Annotated in this window: 14 protein-coding genes and 7 tRNA genes; 4 read left to right on the top strand and 17 right to left on the bottom strand. The window is 69.5% G+C overall.

Annotated elements, in window-relative coordinates; translation table 11 throughout:
• Positions 1-21: 21 nt before the first annotated feature.
• From dnaQ to Q0863_RS02710, 3 genes are read right to left on the bottom strand one after another with little or no spacing between them, the layout of a single operon-like run.
• Positions 22-762, bottom strand: coding sequence for a DNA polymerase III subunit epsilon (dnaQ, locus tag Q0863_RS02720; protein ID WP_298574792.1), 741 nt, complete (start codon positions 760-762; stop codon positions 22-24).
• A 59-nt stretch (positions 763-821) separates the two neighbouring features.
• Positions 822-1,301, bottom strand: coding sequence for a ribonuclease HI (gene rnhA, locus Q0863_RS02715; RefSeq protein WP_298574790.1), 480 nt, complete (start codon positions 1,299-1,301; stop codon positions 822-824).
• A complete protein-coding gene (locus Q0863_RS02710; protein WP_298574788.1) occupies positions 1,298-1,963 on the bottom strand; it encodes a hypothetical protein in 666 nt (221 codons plus the stop codon). Before Q0863_RS02710 ends, rnhA begins: the two co-directional genes overlap by 4 nt.
• A 38-nt stretch (positions 1,964-2,001) precedes the next feature.
• On the opposite strand from Q0863_RS02710, the gene gloB reads away from it, so the two are divergent.
• From gloB to Q0863_RS02695, 3 genes are read left to right on the top strand one after another with little or no spacing between them, the layout of a single operon-like run.
• Positions 2,002-2,769 (top strand): hydroxyacylglutathione hydrolase, encoded by a 768-nt coding sequence (gene gloB / locus Q0863_RS02705; RefSeq protein ID WP_298574786.1) that lies wholly within the window; start codon positions 2,002-2,004, stop codon positions 2,767-2,769.
• On the top strand, positions 2,766-4,049 hold the full coding sequence (locus tag Q0863_RS02700; protein ID WP_298574784.1) for a lytic transglycosylase domain-containing protein: 1,284 nt from the start codon (positions 2,766-2,768) through the stop codon (positions 4,047-4,049). Before gloB ends, Q0863_RS02700 begins: the two co-directional genes overlap by 4 nt.
• 26 nt (positions 4,050-4,075) lie before the next feature.
• Positions 4,076-4,873: an enoyl-ACP reductase gene (locus tag Q0863_RS02695; protein ID WP_298574782.1), complete on the top strand. Its 798-nt coding sequence runs from the start codon at positions 4,076-4,078 to the stop codon at positions 4,871-4,873.
• Positions 4,874-5,051: 178 nt separating this feature from the next.
• Here Q0863_RS02695 and Q0863_RS02690 read toward each other — a convergent pair whose 3' ends face one another.
• The 13 genes from Q0863_RS02690 to Q0863_RS02630 all read right to left on the bottom strand — a co-directional run bounded on the left by Q0863_RS02690 (position 5,052) and on the right by Q0863_RS02630 (position 15,341).
• Positions 5,052-7,028, bottom strand: coding sequence for a SurA N-terminal domain-containing protein (locus Q0863_RS02690; protein WP_298574780.1), 1,977 nt, complete (start codon positions 7,026-7,028; stop codon positions 5,052-5,054).
• Positions 7,029-7,326: 298 nt separating this feature from the next.
• A tRNA-Asp gene (locus Q0863_RS02685) sits at positions 7,327-7,403 on the bottom strand.
• 46 nt (positions 7,404-7,449) lie between these two features.
• Positions 7,450-7,524: transfer RNA gene (locus Q0863_RS02680), tRNA-Val, on the bottom strand.
• Positions 7,525-7,559: 35 nt separating this feature from the next.
• Positions 7,560-7,838 (bottom strand): HU family DNA-binding protein, encoded by a 279-nt coding sequence (locus tag Q0863_RS02675; RefSeq protein WP_298574779.1) that lies wholly within the window; start codon positions 7,836-7,838, stop codon positions 7,560-7,562.
• Between the two features lie 275 nt (positions 7,839-8,113).
• Positions 8,114-10,552 (bottom strand): endopeptidase La, encoded by a 2,439-nt coding sequence (gene lon, locus Q0863_RS02670; protein WP_298574777.1) that lies wholly within the window; start codon positions 10,550-10,552, stop codon positions 8,114-8,116.
• 309 nt (positions 10,553-10,861) lie between these two features.
• Complete coding sequence (gene clpX, locus Q0863_RS02665) at positions 10,862-12,148, bottom strand: ATP-dependent Clp protease ATP-binding subunit ClpX (RefSeq protein ID WP_298574775.1); 1,287 nt, start codon at positions 12,146-12,148, stop codon at positions 10,862-10,864.
• 105 nt (positions 12,149-12,253) lie between these two features.
• Entirely contained in the window at positions 12,254-12,883 is a 630-nt protein-coding gene (clpP, locus tag Q0863_RS02660) for an ATP-dependent Clp endopeptidase proteolytic subunit ClpP (RefSeq protein ID WP_298574773.1), read from the bottom strand.
• 88 nt (positions 12,884-12,971) lie between these two features.
• Positions 12,972-14,276 carry a trigger factor gene (gene tig / locus Q0863_RS02655; protein ID WP_298574771.1) on the bottom strand — a complete coding sequence of 435 codons (1,305 nt, stop codon included), beginning with the start codon at positions 14,274-14,276 and terminating at the stop codon, positions 12,972-12,974.
• A gap of 352 nt (positions 14,277-14,628) precedes the next feature.
• Positions 14,629-14,713: transfer RNA gene (locus tag Q0863_RS02650), tRNA-Leu, on the bottom strand.
• 73 nt (positions 14,714-14,786) lie between these two features.
• Positions 14,787-14,862, bottom strand: a tRNA-Lys gene (locus Q0863_RS02645).
• Positions 14,863-14,931: 69 nt separating this feature from the next.
• Positions 14,932-15,008: transfer RNA gene (locus Q0863_RS02640), tRNA-His, on the bottom strand.
• A 145-nt stretch (positions 15,009-15,153) separates the two neighbouring features.
• Positions 15,154-15,230: transfer RNA gene (locus tag Q0863_RS02635), tRNA-Arg, on the bottom strand.
• A gap of 34 nt (positions 15,231-15,264) precedes the next feature.
• Positions 15,265-15,341, bottom strand: a tRNA-Pro gene (locus Q0863_RS02630).
• A 152-nt stretch (positions 15,342-15,493) separates the two neighbouring features.
• On the opposite strand from Q0863_RS02630, the gene Q0863_RS02625 reads away from it, so the two are divergent.
• Positions 15,494-16,255, top strand: coding sequence for a Bax inhibitor-1/YccA family protein (locus tag Q0863_RS02625; protein ID WP_298574769.1), 762 nt, complete (start codon positions 15,494-15,496; stop codon positions 16,253-16,255).
• Positions 16,256-16,301: 46 nt separating this feature from the next.
• Here the strand turns inward: Q0863_RS02625 and Q0863_RS02620 are convergent, their stop codons facing one another.
• A complete protein-coding gene (locus Q0863_RS02620; protein WP_298574767.1) occupies positions 16,302-17,660 on the bottom strand; it encodes a Na+/H+ antiporter NhaC family protein in 1,359 nt (452 codons plus the stop codon).
• Positions 17,661-17,942: the final 282 nt, after the last annotated feature.

Genomic DNA, 17,942 nt, shown 5'->3' with positions numbered 1-17,942 from the left:
GGATGCGCCGGCCGACCGACGTCAGCCGACCGCGGCGATCGCCTCGGGTTCGACCGCCTCCGCCAGGTCCCACACGCTGCTGCCGGCCTTGCGCCGGATCGCCTCGACCCGCGCTTCGTGCAGCGCGAGTTCCTGCGCGGACACCTTGATCAAGGGCCGCGGCCCGGTGGCCGACGCGGGCAGCGCGAAGCGGCCCGACCGCGCCCCGGCCGCCGGTTCGGCGGCGGCGAAGCCGATCTCACCCTGGCCCGAGGTGAGCGCCAGCCAGGCTTCGGCCAGCAGCTGGGCGTCGAGCAGCGCGCCGTGCAGCTGGCGGTGCGAGTTGTCCACGCCCAGGCGCCGGCACAGCGCGTCGAGTGAGTTGCGCTGGCCCGGGTAACGCTGCCGCGCCAGTTCCAGCGAATCGAGCACGGTGACCCGTTCGCGCAGCGGCCGGTAGTCCGCGCCCAGCCGCGACAGTTCGTATTCCAGGAAGCCCATGTCGAAGGCGGCGTTATGGATCACCAGTTCCGCGCCATCGACGAAGGCGAGGAACTCGTCGACGATCTCAGCGAAGCGCGGCTTGTCGGCCAGGAACTCCAGGGTCAGTCCCGTCACCTCCTGCGCGCCCATCTCGAACTCGCGGTCGGGGTTGAGGTACTTGTGGAACGTGCGGCCGGTCGGGCGCCGTTCGATCAGCTCGACGCAGCCGATTTCCACCACCCGGTTGCCCTTCTTCCATTCCAGGCCGGTGGTTTCGGTGTCGAGGATGATGTGGCGCATGTGCAGGCAGGCTCGGGATCTGGACTGGATGGACGGAAGGAAGTTGCGGGCGGTCGAACTCAGCCGGGGCGGCGCACGGGTTCGCGCAGCGGCGCCAGCTGGCCGGCGGCGCGCTGGCGGATCGCCTCGTCGCGCGCCAGCACGTCGACGCGTTCGTTGTCGGGGTCGCCGGAATGTCCCTTCACCCAGCGCCAGTCGATGCTGTGGCGGCGGCAGGCCTCGTGCAGGCGCTCCCACAGGTCGCGGTTCTTGACCGGGTCGCCACCGGAGGTCTTCCAGCCGCGCCGGACCCAGTTCGGCATCCACAGGGTGATGCCCTGGCGCACGTACTGGGAGTCGGTGTGCAGCACCACCTCGCATGGGCGGCTGAGCGTTTCCAGCGCGGCGATCGCGGCCATCAGCTCCATGCGGTTGTTGGTGGTCAGCGGCTCGCCGCCCACCACCTCGCGCTCCTTCTCGCCGTAGCGCAGCAGCGCCGCCCAGCCGCCGGGGCCGGGATTGCCCAGGCAGGCGCCGTCGGTATGGATGCCCACGGTCATGCGGCCGGCGCTCCGTGCGCGAGCGGCATGACCCGTCGCGAGCGCACCGGGGTCAGCGGGATGGCGCGCTTCTCGGCGCGCAGCAGGTAGGCCGCGCGCAGGCCCGGCCCCTGCTGCGGCACCGGCGAGACCTGCATGGTCCAGTTCGGGCCGATGCCCTGCGACACCGCGTCGGGCACCAGGCCGGCACGGCGCAGGCGCCTGCGCCAGGCCAGCGGCTCGGAGGCGCCGATCCCGCAGCCGCGCCAGCGCCAGCGGTACGGCGCCAGCGGGTTGAGCACGAACAGCCACAGCCGCCCGCCGTTCACCAGCAGCCGCGCCGCCTCGTCCAGCAGGGCGGCGCCGCAGGCCCCTTCCGGCCGCGTCACGTGCTGCAGGACCACCGTGGCGAAGGCCTCGCTGGGCAGCGGCAGGGGCAGCCCGCAGGCGATCCGGCCCTGCCAGCGGTCCCCGCCCTGCGCCGCCAGGTAGAGGCCGCGGCCCGGACCTTCGGGGGTGCGCGCCACCGGGCCGCACCACAGCCAGGGCAGCCCGGGGCGGTCGGACAGCGCCAGGTCGACCGTGTCGTCCTCGCTGGCGAGCACGGCGCGGCCGGCATCGGTCAGGAACCAGTCGTGGACGGGGGTGGCGTCCGTTTGACGGACCGGGAGCTGGGCGGGCATGGTCGCCATTCTAAAGGCAGCCGGACCCCGACCCGCCGATGAAGCTCACCGCGCTCCCCGCGCTGGACGACAACTACATCTGGCACCTGGCAGCCCCGGACGGCCGCTGGCTGGTGGTCGATCCCGGCGACGCCGGCCCGGTCCTGGCGGTTGCCGGCGGCAGCCTTGCGCCGGAGGCGATCCTGCTGACCCACCACCATGGCGACCACGTGGCGGGCGTCGCCGAACTGCGTCGGCGCTGGCCCTGGGTGCCCGTGTACGGCCCCGCGGACCCGCGCATCGCCGGGATCGTCGACCATCCCGTCGGCGACGGCGACCGCCTCCAGGCCGGGCCGTGGGCCTTCGACGTGCTCGCCGTGCCGGGCCATACGGCCAGCCATGTCGCCTTCCACGGCCAGGGGCTGCTGTTCTGCGGTGATACCCTGTTCAGCCTCGGCTGTGGGCGCCTGTTCGAAGGTACGCCCCGCGAGATGCTCGGCGCCATGGACCGGCTCTCCGCCCTGCCTGCCGCGACCCTGGTCTGCTGCGGGCACGAATACACCCTGGCCAACGCCGCCTTCGCGCGCGTGGTCGATCCCGACAACGCGGCGCTCCGGCGTCGCCACGAAGAGGCCATCGCCATGCGCCACGCCGCACAGCCCACCGTTCCCTCGACCCTGGCCCAGGAGCTGGCCTGCAACCCGTTCCTGCGGATCGATGCGCCCGCCGTGCGCACCGCGCTGGCCGCGCGCGAACCGGCCGCGGGGCACGACCGGCCAGACGCCTTCGCCGCGCTGCGGCGCTGGAAGGACGGCTTCCGCGCATGAGGGCGCGGACCCTGGCCGGGGGCCTCGCGCTGCTGTGCGCGCTGGCTGGCCCGGCGCGCGCGGGGGACGACGCGGCGCTGCAGCCTGAAGGTGCGCCAGCCATCGCCCGGACGCCAGCCGGGATCGAGGTCTCCACGGATCCCGCCGACACGGCAGTCGCCCAGGCCGCGACGTCCACCCCGCCCGGCGCCGGGCTCCTCGCCCTGCCGTCCGGGACGCGCAGCGGCCTGGACATCTACCGCAGGTTCCGCGAGGGCCTGTCCGACCAGGCCTGCGCGGCCGATGCCAGCGACCGCTGGCGGCGCCACTTCGCCCATGCGCCCGGCCAGTTCGTCGCTCCGGGCAGCGACGTCCTGCCGCTGTTCGGCTACGTGGTGGACCGGCTGCGCGAAGTGCACCTGCCCACCGAATACGCGCTGATCCCGTTCGTGGAAAGCGGCTACCGGCCCGGCGCGCGTTCGCCGCAGGGGCCGGCCGGCTTGTGGCAGTTCATCGCGCTGACCGCGCGCAACCACAAGGTGCCGGTGCGCGCAGGCTATGACGGCCGCCTCTCGCCGGTGGATTCGACCGAGGCCGCGGTGCGCTACCTGCGTACCCTGCACGGGATGTTCGCCGGCGACTGGCGCCTGGCGGTGATGGCCTACAACGCTGGCGAATACCGCGTGCTGGGAGCCCTGCGAAAGGCGGGACAGCGTCCGGCCGCCGCCGACCCGGGCGCCCTGCCGATGCCGCAGATCACCCAGGCCTACGTGCGCAAGCTGCAGGCGCTGTCGTGCATTCTCGCCGAGGCTGGCGACGGCCAGGACTGGCTGCAGGCGCTGGACCGGCCGGTGCCGGTGCTGACCGCGGCCACGGTCCCCGCGCAGGTGGCCTCGCTCGACGCGCTGGCGCGCGAGCACGGCGCCGACCCGGTCCTGCTGCGCCGCCTGAATCCCGTCCACGGCCACGGCCGCATCGCCCGCACGGGCGGCAACCCGCGGGTCCTGCTGCCGGCCACGCAGGCGACGGCGATGGCCTCGAGGCCGGCCCCGGCCAGCGACACCGACATCTCCGACGCAATGGCCGACGCATCGGCTCTGCTCGAACCCGCGCCGGCACGTACCCATGTGGTGGCGCGCGGCGAATCGCCGTGGAGCATCGCCCGCCGCCATGGGCTGCGCGTGGCCGACCTGCTGGCGCGCAACGGCCTGGATGCGCGCAGCGTGCTGCGCCCGGGCATGGTGCTCTCGCTGGATCCCACCGGGGCCGCCGGGGCGGCCGCAGCGGTCATGGCAGAATAGCGGCCGGTCCATATCGCGAGTCATCCATGGGTTTCCTGCAGGGCAAGCGCGCACTCATCACCGGCATCGCCAGCCAGCGTTCGATCGCCAACGGCATTGCCGAGGCGATGCACCGCGAAGGCGCGGAACTGGCCTTCACCTACCAGAACGAGAAGCTGAAATCCCGCGTCGAGGATGCGGCCGGCAAGCTCGGCGGCGGCCCGGTGTTCCCGCTCGACGTCACCGACGATGCGCAGATCGCCGCGCTGTTCGACGATCTCGGCAAGCACTGGAGCGACGGCTTCGACATCCTCGTCCACGCCATCGCCTACGCGCCACGCGAAGCGATCGCCGGCGAGTTCCTCGACGGCCTGACCCGCGAGAACTTCGCGATGGCGCACGACATCTCGGCGTACTCGCTGTCGGCGCTGGCCAAGGGCGCGCGTCCGCTGATGCAGGGCCGGCAGGGTGCGATCCTCACCCTGAGCTATCTGGGCGCGGTGCGCACCCTGCCCAGCTACAACGTGATGGGCGTGGCCAAGGCGGCGCTGGAAGCCAGCGTGCGCTACCTCGCGCTCAACCTCGGCCCGGAGGGCATCCGCGTCAACGCGATCTCCGCCGGCCCGATCAAGACCCTGGCCGCGGCCGGCATCGGCGGCTTCCGCAAGATCCTGGGCCACGTCGAGGCCAATGCCCCCATCCGCCGCACGGTCACCATCGAGGATGTCGGCAACGCCGCCGCCTTCCTGTGTTCGGACCTGGCCTCGGGCATCACCGGCGAGGTCACCTACGTCGACGGCGGCTACAGCATCGTCGGCATGACCGGGCTGGACGCCAGCGAGTAAGGCGGGGCCAGGTCGCGTCCGGGCACGACAGCCCGCACGCGGCGCGAGTCCAGACGATCCTTCGCATTGCCGGACCACCCGGTCATGCGCGGGATCCCCGGTCGCCCGGGTCCCCCGGGTTTCGGAAGCAAAAAAGGCCCGGTCGAACCGGGCCTTTTCTGCGTCCGGGAGCGTGGGCCTACAGCTTCGACTCCACCACCGTCACCTTCATCTGCCGGCGCAGCGCACGCTGCAGCGTCTGCGCGTCTTCGCTGCCGACCATGGCCGCCATCTGCTGGACGAACATGTCGCGCTCGGCGTCGCTGGCCTCGGAGCCATCGCCCGGGGTCACCTTGGAGATCGCGAACACCACCACGCTGCCGTCGGACAGCGCCACCTGTCCGGGCGAGACCTTGCCTTCCTCGGGCGCAGGCGCGCGGAAATAGGCTTCGGCGGCCGCCTCGTCCGGTACCGGGGTACCGCGCGGCATGCCCTGCAGGTCGCGCAGCTGCAACGAGGCGGCGTCCGCCAGCGACTGCAGCGTCTCGCCGGCCTTCAGCTTCTCCACCATCGCCTCGGCCTGCGCCTGTACGCGCCTGGACGCGCGGTCCGCGCGGATGGCGGCGACGATTCGCTCGCGCGCCTCGCCCACGGCCAGCGCGCGCTCGGGTTCGTGCTTGGTCACGCGGATGATCACGCTGCGGTCCGGGCCGACTTCGATCGGATCGCTGGCAGTGTTGTCCTGCACCAGGCTCTCGGAGAACGCCGCACGCTGCACCGCGGGCACCGCAAGCACGCCTTCGCCCTCGCCCCGCGCGATCGGACCTGCGGTCTGCACCTGCAGGCCGGCCTTCTTCGCCGCCGCGGTGAGCTCGGTGGGATTGCGGTAGACCTCGTCGACGAAGCCGCCGACCAGGTCGTTGAACGCGCGCTCGCGATCGGCCTGCGCCTGTTCCTGCGCCAGCGTCTCGCGCACCTGCTCGAACGGCACCTGGTGTCCGGTCCGCACCTCGCGCAGCTGGATCACGTGCCAACCGAACTCGCTGCGGACCGGATCGCTGACGCTGCCGGCCTCGGCGGCGAACACCGCGTCCTCGAACGGTTTGACCATGCCGCCGTCGCGGCGCACCCAGCCCAGGTCGCCACCGTTGGCGGCCGAGCCCGGGTCGCCCGGATTGGCGCGCGCCAGCTCGGCGAAGTCCGCGCCCGCTGCGCGCGCCTGTTCGGCGATCTGTCGCGCCTTCGCTTCGGCCGCCTGCTGCGCGGATTCGTCCGCACCCTCTTCCACCGGCACCAGGATGTGCGACACCAGGCGCTGCTCGGGTTCGACGAAACGCGCCTTCTCCTGCTCGTAGCGCTGGCGCAGGGTGGCTTCGTCGGGTTCGGGCGCGGCTGGCAGCGAACTCGAGTCGAGTTCCACGTACTCCAGCGTCACCTGTTCCGGCGCGCGGTATTCGTCGCGATGGGCGTCGTACCAGGCCTGGATTTCCGCCGCCGCCACCGCGCCGGTATCCGGCTCGGGCGCAGGCAGCACGACGAAGGCCACGTCGCGGCGCTCGCCCAGCAGGGCCATGACGCGATCGGTCTCGGACGGCGTGGTGAACGCGGATCGGGCGACCTGGCCGGCCAGCAGCCCGGCCTGCAGGTCCTCGCGCACCATCTCCTGGAAAGCGCGTGGCGAATAGCCCTGCGACTGCAGCGTCAGCAGGTAGCGCTGCTCGTCGAAGCGGCCATCGACCTGGAACGCCTGGATGCCCTCGATGGCTTCGCGCACGCGCGAATCGCCGACCGCCATGCCGTCGCGCACCGCGGCGAGCTGGAGCACCTTGCGGTCGATCAGTGCCTCGAGCACCTCGCGCTTGGTCTCGGGCGATTCGAACGCGCGTGCGTCGAAGGCTTCGCCCTCGACCTGGCGGCGGCGCTGGCGTTCGGCCTCGAAGGCCTCGCGGAATTCCTCGGGGCTGACCTCCTCCGATTCCCAGGCCAGCCGACGTACCAGCCACCAGTCGGGCGCGCTGCGCCACCACGACGGCTGCACTTCGACCTTGGCGGCATAGTTGGCGCCGCTCTGGAACAGGTACTGCTCCATGCCGAAGAACGCGAACGGAATGGCCAGGAGCGCGACGATGACGATCGCGATCCAGCCGGACATCTTGTCTCTGAGAGTCTGCAGCATTGGGCAAGCGGAGCCGGGACGTAGCCGCACAGTCTAACCGCTTGCCGGCGTGGGCGAGCGTACCCGCGCCGGAGATCGCGGCGGGTGGGCACCCGACCCTGCCGGACGATGCCAGTGGAGCGCTCCTCGGCCCGGATTCGCCCTGCTCTGGCAACGCCGGGCGGATGGAAAGGCGCGCGGGCGTCCCTGCTGTCCGACGCGTGCGGCGTACCCGCCACCGCGCACCGCAACGGATGCTCCGAAATGCACGCGCAAAAAAAAACGGGCCCTGCATTCCTGCAGGGCCCGTCGTATCGAATGGCGGAGCGGACGGGACTCGAACCCGCGACCTCCGGCGTGACAGGCCAGCATTCTAACCAGCTGAACTACCGCTCCGCGCTTTGATCTTGAAACCTTTCCCCCGGTCAGCGTCCCGTTTGCCTGGTGGGTGCTGAGGGTTTCGAACCCCCGACCCTCTCCGTGTAAAGGAGACGCTCTACCGCTGAGCTAAGCACCCTTGGCACTTGGTGACTTGGGGAACTCAGGAGCCGCTCAGTTTACTGCATCCTTCAGCGCTTTGCCAGCCTTGAATGCAGGATTGTTGGAAGCCGGAATTTCGATCGGCTCCTTGGTGCGCGGGTTCAGACCGGTGCGCGCAGCCCGGGCCTTGACCGAGAAGGAACCGAAGCCGACCAGGTTGACGGCGTCGCCACGCTTGAGCGCCGCGGTCACCGCTTCGAGCACCGCGTCGAGCGCGCGGCCGGCGTCGGCCTTGGACAGCCCCGCCTTGTCGGCGACCTGGTCGATCAATTCACTCTTGTTCACTGGCATGTTGGACACTCCATTGCGGACCGCGGCCCGCCTTGCTGGGGACCAGGTTTGTCGACGGGGAATCCCGCGACGCCGCCTGGCCATGAGGATGCTTGAGAATCCGCGGCATTTTACGCGGTGGCTCCGCCAAATACGACAGCAGGCGGATGCCGGATCGGACCATATCGTGCTCGATTGCAGTTCGTGAGTCCTGCGTGAAGCCGGTCGCCACCTTCGGACCGCGAGCAGGCACGTCCGGCGGCGCCGCCTCCCGGAAGAAGCGGCGCAGCCAGGACTCAGTGCTTGACGTCCGCGCGCGGCGCCTTGTCCTTGCGCCGGCGAACCGCCGGCGCAGGTGCAGGCGCCGCGGCCGGCTGCTGGGCTGCCGCCGTCAGCGGACGTTCCAGGGCCAGGTCGAGCACCTCGTCGATCCACTTCACCGGCACGATGTTGATGTGGTCGGTGACGTTGGCCGGGATGTCGGCCAGGTCCTTGCGGTTTTCCTCGGGGATGATCACCGTGCTGATGCCTCCGCGCAGCGCCGCCAGCAGCTTCTCCTTCAGGCCGCCGATCGCGGTGACCTTGCCGCGCAGGGTGATCTCGCCGGTCATCGCCACTTCGGCGCGCACCGGGATCCTGGTCAGCGTGGAGACCAGCGCGGTCGTCATCGCGATGCCGGCGCTCGGTCCGTCCTTCGGCGTGGCGCCATCGGGCACGTGCACGTGCACGTCCTGCTTCTGCAGGAAATCCACGTCGATGCCAAGGCGTTCGGTACGCGCACGCACCACGCTCAGCGCAGCCGAGGCCGATTCCTTCATCACGTCGCCGAGCTGGCCGGTCAGGATCAGGTTGCCCTTGCCCGGAACCAGGGTGGACTCGATCTGCAGCAGGTCGCCGCCGACCTCGGTCCAGGCCAGCCCGGTGACCATGCCGATCTCGTTGTCCTGCTCGGCACGGCCGAAGTCGAAGCGGCGCACGCCCAGGTAGCTGTCGAGGTTGTCCGCGCCGACCTTCACCGCCTTGGCCTTGCCCTTCTTCGGGCCGGCCAGCGCGATCTGCTTGACCACCTTGCGGCAGATCTTGGCGATCTCGCGCTCGAGGTTGCGCACGCCGGACTCGCGCGTGTAGTAGCGCACGATGTCCTGGATCGCGTCGGTCGCGATGGCGATCTCCTCGGGCTTGAGGCCATTGGCCTTCATCTGCTTGGGCACGAGGTAGCGCGTGGCGATGCTGATCTTCTCTTCCTCGGTGTAACCCGGGATGCGGATCACCTCCATGCGGTCGAGCAGCGGGCCGGGGATGTTGAGCGAGTTGGACGTGGCGATGAACATCACCTCGGACAGGTCGAGGTCGACCTCCAGGTAATGGTCGTTGAAGGTGTGGTTCTGCTCGGGGTCGAGCACCTCGAGCAGCGCCGAGGACGGATCGCCGCGGAAGTCCATCGACATCTTGTCGATCTCGTCGAGCACGAACAGCGGATTCTTCGTGCCCGCCTTGTTGAGGTTCTGCACGATGCGGCCCGGCATCGAACCGACGTAGGTGCGGCGATGGCCGCGGATCTCGGCCTCGTCGCGCACGCCGCCCAGCGCCATGCGCACGAACTTGCGGTTGGTGGCCTTGGCGATGGACTGGCCGAGCGAGGTCTTGCCCACGCCGGGCGGGCCGACCAGGCACAGGATCGGACCCTTCATCTTCTGCACGCGCCCCTGCACGGCGAGGTACTCGAGGATGCGCTCCTTCACCTTCTCAAGGCCGTAATGGTCGGCGTCGAGGGTTTCCTGCGCGCTCTTGAGGTCCTTGCGCACCTTGCTGCGCTTCTTCCACGGCACGCCCAGCAGCCAGTCCAGGTAGTTGCGCACCACCGCGGCCTCGGCCGACATCGGCGACATCTGCTTGAGCTTGTTGAACTCGTTCTTCGCCTTGGTCTCGACCGGCTTGGGCATGCCGGCCTGGGCGATCTTGCGGGCGATTTCCTCCAGGTCGTTGGGCGCCTCGTCGATCTCGCCCAGCTCCTTCTGGATCGCCTTCATCTGTTCGTTGAGGTAGTACTCGCGCTGCGACTTCTCCATCTGCGACTTCACCCGGCCGCGGATGCGCTTCTCCATCTGCTGCACGTCGATCTCGCCGTCGACCAGGCCCACCAGCAGCTCCAGCCGTTCGGCCGTGTCCACGCTTTCAAGCAGGCGCTGCTTCTCGGCCAGGCGCACGCCCAGGTGCGCGGCGACGATGTCGGCCAGGCGGCCGGGCTCGTCGATGCCGGCCAGGGTCTGCATCAGTTCCGGCGGCAGCTTGCGATTGGTCTTGACGTACTGCTCGAACAGGGAGACCAGCGAACGCGCGATCGCCTCGACCTCGCGCTCGTCTCGGCTCTCGACCGGTTCGATCACGTCGCCCACGCCCGCCAGCGTGCCGTCGACCTCGCGCACCTGCGACACGCGCACGCGCGACACGCCCTCGACCAGCACCTTGATGGTGCCGTCCGGCAGCTTGAGCAGCTGCAACACCTGGGCCAGCGTGCCGATCGGATGCAGGTCGTCGCCGTCCGGATCGTCGGTTTCGGCGGACTTCTGCGCGACCAGCAGGATCCGCTTGTCGCCCTCCATCGCGATGTCGAGCGCGCGGATCGACTTGTCCCGGCCGACGAACAGCGGGATCACCATGTGCGGGAACACCACCACGTCGCGCAGGGGCAGCACGGGCAGTTCCAGCGAGTCGCTACGGGGTCGATCGGTCATTGCGGGATTCCAGGAAACGACGGGACGGGCGGCGCGACCGCCCACCGTGGGTTTATGGGGCCCGGCGGGGGGCGATGCAAGCGCCGCGGGCGCACCGGATCGATGCGGAGCGCCGACAGGGGCGCTGGGACGGGACAAGGCCGTGCAGCCGCAGATTGCGGCGGTGCGTCAGGAGCGAGGGCGGGTCCAGGCGCGGAACGCCGCGGCCCCCGCGCAGTTTTCGCCGCGACTGCCCGGCTGCGCCGGAAGCAACCCAGACGCGGCCGGCCCGCGTCGCGGTGGTCCGCCCGGCCTGGCCGGGCGGGACGCTTACTCGGCGGAGGCCACCTTGGGCGCGGCCGGCGGGGTCTGGTAGATCAGGTAAGGCTCGGACTTGTGCTCGATCACCGACTCGTCGACCACCACCTTGCTCACGTTCTCCAGCGACGGCAGCTCGTACATGGTGTCGAGCAGCACCGACTCGACGATGGTGCGCAGGCCGCGGGCGCCGGTCTTGCGCTTGATCGCCTTCTTCGCGATCGCGCTGAGCGCGTCCTGGCGGAACTCCAGCTCTACCCCTTCCATCTCGAACAGCTTGCGGAACTGCTTGCTGATCGCGTTCTTGGGTTCGGTGAGGATCTTGATCAGCGCCGCCTCGTCCAGTTCCTCGAGGGTCGCGACCACCGGCAGGCGGCCGACGAACTCGGGGATCAGGCCGAACTTGATCAGGTCCTCGGGCTCGACGTCGGCCAGTACCTTGCCGGTGTCGGTCTTGCGTTCGCTGCTCTTGAGCTTGGCGCCGAAACCGATGCCGCCGGCCTCGGTACTGCGCTGCTGGATGATCTTGTCCAGACCGGCGAACGCGCCACCGACGATGAACAGGATGTTCTTCGTCTCCACCTGCAGGAATTCCTGCTGCGGATGCTTGCGCCCGCCCTGCGGCGGCACGCTGGCGGTGGTGCCTTCGATCAGCTTGAGCAGCGCCTGCTGCACGCCCTCGCCGGAGACGTCGCGGGTGATCGACGGGTTCTCGGACTTGCGCGAGATCTTGTCGATCTCGTCGATGTAGACGATGCCCTGCTGCGCCTTCTCGACGTCGTAGTCGCACTTCTGCAGGAGCTTCTGGATGATGTTCTCGACGTCCTCGCCCACGTAGCCGGCTTCGGTCAGCGTGGTGGCGTCGGCGATCGTGAACGGCACGTTGAGCAGGCGCGCCAGCGTCTCGGCCAGCAGCGTCTTGCCCGAGCCGGTCGGCCCGACCAGCAGGATGTTGGACTTGGCCAGTTCGACCTCGTCGTTCTTGCTGCGGCTCTCGATGCGCTTGTAGTGGTTGTACACGGCGACGGCCAGCGTGCGCTTGGCCCGGTTCTGGCCGATCACGTACTGGTCCAGGACCTCGAGGATTTCCTTCGGCTTGGGCAGCGAGCTGCGCGCCGACTGGGCCTTTTCCTCGAGCTCTTCGCGGATGATGTCGTTGCACAGCTCGACGCATTCGTCGCAGATGTACACGCTCGGGCCCGCGATCAGCTTCCGCACCTCATGCTGGCTCTTTCCGCAGAAGGAGCAGTAGAGGATCTTGTTGCTGTCGCCGGTACGGCCCTGACGGTCTTCGGTCATGAATGGATCTGTCTTGCTGATGCGGTCACGGGGCGAGAATAGCACAGCGCCCGGCGGCGCAATGCGCGCGCCACCGGAATGCCATTTCCGTTTTCTATCAACGAGTTAAGCGGGCTGGATCGACTCTTCCGGACGCCGCTCGAGCACCTGGTCGACCAGCCCGTACTCGCGGGCGGCCTCCGCGCTCTTGAAGTTGTCGCGCTCGGTGTCGCTGGCGATGGTCTCGATCGACTGGCCGGTATGGCGCGCCAGGATCTCGTTCAGGCGCTGCTTCATCGACAGGATCTCGCGGGCGTGGATGTCGATGTCCGTGGCCTGGCCCTGGAAGCCGCCCAGCGGCTGGTGGATCATCACCCGCGAATTGGGCAGCGCATAGCGCTTGCCCGCCGCGCCGGAGGCCAGCAGCAGGGCGCCCATGCTGGCGGCCTGGCCGACGCAGATCGTGCTCACGTCGGGCTTGATGAACTGCATGGTGTCATAGATCGCCATGCCGGCGGTCACGATGCCGCCGGGCGAATTGATGTACAGGTTGATGTCCTTCTCGGGGTTTTCGGCCTCGAGGAACAGCAACTGGGCGACGATCACGTTCGCCATGTAGTCGTCGATGCCGCCGACCAGGAAGATCACCCGCTCCTTCAGCAGCCGCGAGTAGATGTCGTAGGCGCGCTCGCCGCGGCTGGTCTGTTCGACCACCATCGGGACGAGGTTCAGTGCCTTGGTCTCGTAGCTGCTCATGGATCGGTTCTCGCTTGCGGTGAAGTGGACCGGCGCGGGGCGCCGGCCCGGGAGTTTCGCCTGGCCGCGGAGGCCGGCGGAACCCGGCTCAGGGCGTGATGGCTTCCTGGAACGAAAGCTGCTGTTCGGTGTGCTGGGCGCGCTCGGCGATCCAGTCGATCACCTGCTCTTCCATCACGCGGTTCTGCAGTCCCGACATCAACTGGGGGTCGTTGCGGTACAAGTCAATGACCTGCTGCGGTTCTTCGTAGGTGGAGGCGATCAGGCGCAGGTGCTCGTTCAGGCGCTTGGGATCCAGGCGCAGCGTATTGCGGCGCGCCACCTCGCCGACCAGCAGGCCGACCAGCACGCGCTTGCGCGCGGCGTCCATGAACCCTTCGTGCGCATCTGCCGGCACCTGGCCCGGATCGCGGCCGCTGCGGCGGACCTGCTCGACCTGCTGCGCCAGCATCGAGCGCGCTTCGGCCTCGACCAACCGCGGCGGCAGTTCGACCTGCGCATAGGCCGCGACCAGCTGCTCGCCGACCTCGCGACGCAGGCGGTTCATCAGCGCGCCCTTGAGCTCGCGCTCCAGGTTGGTGCGGATGTCGCCGCGGAACTGCTCGAGCTGTCCGCTCTTCACGCCGAAGCTCTTGATGAAGGCCGCATCGGCCTCGGGCAGCTGCTGTTCGGAAACCTGCACCGCCTTGAGGTGGACGCTCGCCGACTTGCCGGCCTGCGACGGTACGCGCCAGTCGGCCGGGAACGTCACCTCGACCGTCTTCTCCTCGCCCGCCGCCATGCCGACCAGCGCATCCTCGACGTCCTTGAACATGCCGCCGGAGCCGATCACGGTCACGCCGCGCTCCACGCCCTCGGCCGGCAGGCGCTCGTCGCCCGCCTGCGACCAGGTCTCGACCTCGACCGCGTCGCCGGCCTGCACCGGACGCGTGACCACGCTCCAGCTGCGGCGCTGCTGGCGCAGGTTCTCGATCATGCGGTCGATGTCCTCTTCGGTCACCTCCGCGGTGTGGCGCACGACGCTCAGCGTCGAGACGTCGATCTCGCCGAAGTCCGGCACCACTTCGAAGGTGGCGACGTAGGCCAGTTCGCCCTCGGCGGTCTCCCGGCTGGGTTCGATCTTCGGCTGGCCGGCCAGGCGCAGCTCGTTGCTGCGCACGGCCTCGTCGAAGCCCTCGCGCAGCAGGCCGTCGAGCACCTCGGCGCGGACCTGCTCGCCATAGCGCTGCTCGATCACTTTCGCCGGCACCTTGCCCGGGCGGAAGCCCTTGATCCTGGCGGTGCGCGCGATTTCGCGCAGGCGACCACCGACCTGGCTTTCCAGCCGTTCCGACGGCAGACGGAACGTCAGGCGGCGCTCGAGGCTGCCCAGGGTTTCGACCGACACTTGCATTGACTCACTCCTGCCGCGCGGCCATCGCCGCCGCTGTTTGGATCGGATGGGGGCCGGGGGCGTCGGACCTGCCTGGGCAGGCCGGCGACGGCCGGCGGAACGGGATATTTTGGCGGAATCGGGGGTTGGCCGCCAGTGGCGGGGATGGGAACGGGATGGGCGTGGGGGACTCACGCTTTCGCTCCGGGCGGGGAGACCGAGAGTTCGATCCGGTTGGTGCGTTACCGAGGGACAGACGTGACGTCCTGCCGGGACCGCTTGGGGCGACGATGCCAACGCCTGGCGGAGGCTGAACGCCCTGCCCTCCCCAACGCTCGCGAACTGACGTTGCAGCCGATGCTCTTGCGAGGGTTGGTGCGAAAGGGGGGACTCGAACCCCCACGCCTTGCGGCACTGGAACCTAAATCCAGGGCGTCTACCAATTCCGCCACTTTCGCGCTGGGCGCAGCTTACCCGCCCGGCGCCTTCGCCAAACGAAAACGCCCGGCCGAAGCCGGGCGATCCGTCGAATGGTGGGCCGTCAAGGATTCGAACCTTGGACCTACTGATTAAGAGTCAGCTGCTCTACCAACTGAGCTAACGGCCCCGAAAAGCGGGCGCGCAGTGTACCAGATGCGCGCCGTACGGCAATGGTCTTGCCGCAATGAAACTGAAGTGGGGTGGCTGAGGGGACTCGAACCCCCGACATCTGGAATCACAATCCAGGACTCTAACCAACTGAGCTACAGCCACCACTGGAACTGGAACCTGCACAGGATACCCGAGCTCGACCCGGATTCCCCGTCGCGATGCGGACAAGGCTGCGACCCTCACTGCCTCCCCCGCCCCGCCTGTCCTGCATCGATCCTTCCCCGCCCTCGCCTGACCAGGTCCTGCGTGGCGCGCCCGGCAGGACTCGAACCTGCAACCACCGGCTTAGAAGGCCGGTGCTCTATCCGGTTGAGCTACGGGCGCCTGTGCGCATGATAGCTGTCCCGGACAGGACGGATGGTCGGGGTAGAGGGATTCGAACCCCCGACATCCTGCTCCCAAAGCAGGCGCGCTACCAGACTGCGCTATACCCCGGCCGGTGACGGGCGGTCGAACCGATCTCCGCCGGGCTGGCCCGGAGGAGCCGGACATTGTCCGGAGCGCGCCTGCCAGTGTCAAACCACGCAGCGGCGCCGCGCCCGGTCCGTGTATCCTGAACGCCGGCTCCAGACAGCGGACACGCACCCATGCGCAGCGGCAATCCCGTACTCAAAGAATCGACTTTCCTCGACCTCGGCAGCGGCGCGGTGGTGTCCCGCGACGGCGACACGATGAGCCTCAACGGCACGGTCAACAAGACCGGCTTCCTGCTGCTGCTCACGGTGCTGACCGCCGCGTTCGCCTGGAACCAGGCGCTCGGCGCCGACGGCACGCCGGCACCCGGCTTCGGCGTCTACGTCTGGGGCGGCGCGATCGGCGGCCTGGTGATCGCCCTGGTCACCGCCTTCAAGAAGGAGTGGTCGCCGGTCACCGCGCCGCTGTACGCGCTGGTGGAAGGCTTCTTCCTCGGCGCCATCTCGGCGCTGTACAACCACATGTACGAAGGCATCGTGATGCAGGCGGTGATGCTGACCTTCGGCACCCTGTTCGCGCTGCTGTTCGCCTATCGCACCGGCCTGATCCGGGCGACCGAGAACTTCAAGCTCGGCGTGGTCGCCGCCACCGGCGGCATCGCGCTGGTCTACCTGGCCACCATCGTGCTGCGGATGTTCGGCAAGGACATCCCGATGATCCACGAGAGCGGCATCGTCGGCATCGGCTTCAGCCTGTTCGTGATCGTGATCGCGGCGCTGAACCTGGTGCTGGACTTCGACTTCATCGAGAGCGGCGTCGAGCAGGGCGCGCCGAAGTACATGGAGTGGTATGGCGCGTTCGGACTGATGGTCACCCTGGTGTGGCTGTACATCGAGTTCCTGCGCCTGCTGGCCAAACTGCAGTCGCGCGACTGAAGCGCGGCTGCAATCGCATCGGGAAAGGCGCCCGCGGGCGCCTTTTTCATGCCTGGCGCGGCGGCGGCGCTGGCGGCGCGCCGGTCCCGGTCGGATGCGCGGCCGCCGGGTCGGGCCGCCGCGGCCACGCCATGAAGCCGATGGCCGCCAGCGCCAGCAGCCAGCAGTACCAGACGCTGGCGGCGAGGGCGAACGGAGACACCGCCGCCAGCGATGCGGCGAGCAGCAGCTGGGCCCCGTAGGGCAGCAGCCCCTGCGGCACGCAGGCGAAGATGTCGAGCACGCTGGCGGCGCGGCGCGGGCTGATGCCGTGCTGCTGCGCGATATCGCGCGCGACGCTGCCGCCGACCAGGATCGCGACCGTGTTGTTGGCGGTGAACACGTCGGCCGTGGTCGCCAGCGCCGCGATGCTGAATTCGCCCGTCCGCCGCCCCCGATGGCCGCGGGCGAAGCGCGAGATCGCCTGCGCCAGCCAGGCCAGGCCGCCGCTCGCCTTCATCAGTCCGGCCAGGCCGCCGATCAGCAGCGACAGCAGCAGGATCTCGACCATGCCCTCGAAGCCGGTCCAGATGTCGCCGGCGTACTGCGGCAGGTCGTAGTCCTCGACCAGCACCAGGCCGAAGGCGCCGGCCACCGCCAGGCCCAGCGACAGGACGAGCAGCACGTCCAGCCCCGCCAGCGCCAGCGCCAGCACCAGCACATAGGGCAGCGCGAGCCACGCCGGCGCCAGGACCTCCGCCTGCACCGGCGCCGGCTCGCCGGCAAAGCCCAGCAGCGCCATCGTTGCCAGCGCCGCCGGCAGCGCGATCCGGAAGTTCTCGCGGAACTTGTCGCGCATCTGCGCGCCCTGGGTCCGGGTGGCGGCGATGGTGGTGTCGGAAATCACCGACAGGTTGTCGCCGAACATCGCGCCGCCCACGACCGCCCCGGTCACCAGCACCCGGTCCAGGCCCGATGCGTCGGCCACCCCGATCGCGATCGGCACGACCGCGGCAATCGTGCCCATCGAGGTGCCGATCGCCAGCGACACCGCGCCGGCGACCAGGAACATGCCCGGCAGCAGCAGCGCCGGATGCAGCGCGCCGATGCCCAGCGACACCACCGCATCGACCGCACCGATCGCCTTGGACACATAGGCGAAGGCGCCGGCGAGCAGGAAGATCAGGCACATCAGGACGATGTTGGGGTCGCCCATCCCCTGCAGCAGCGTCGCGCCCGGAGGCAGTCCGCGTCGCCACGCGACCAGCGCGCCGAGCGCCAGCGCCGGCAGGATCGCGACCGGGGCGCGCAGCTGGTAGAAGCCCATCGGCTCGCCCTGGATCGAGTAGTACAGGCCCGCGCCGAAAAAGATCGCCAGGAACAGCAGCAACGGGGTCAGCGCAAGCGCGCTGGGGCGGGTCGTCATCGCGGCAGCCGGTGGGAAAACGACGATTGTGCGGTCTTTGGCCGGGTTCGTCAGGCCCGCGGGCCGAACGCTGAATCCGGCCTCGCGACTCGCCGGCCTGCAACCGCGCCCACGACTCGCCCCCAAGTGCCGGACAGGGCGACGGCGCGACCGGCCTGCCGCCCAGCCAACGCATATCGCGGGCTCCGCGCCCCCGCCATCGGGCCGGGCCCGTGCGGACCTCAGGCCTTGGGTCAGGGCCGGACAAAGAAAAACGGGACGCATCGGCGTCCCGTTCCCTTC

This window comes from uncultured Luteimonas sp. (assembly GCF_947492465.1).
Classification (GTDB): Bacteria; Pseudomonadota; Gammaproteobacteria; order Xanthomonadales; family Xanthomonadaceae; genus Luteimonas.
This window is presented reverse-complemented; position numbering and strand designations above follow the sequence as displayed.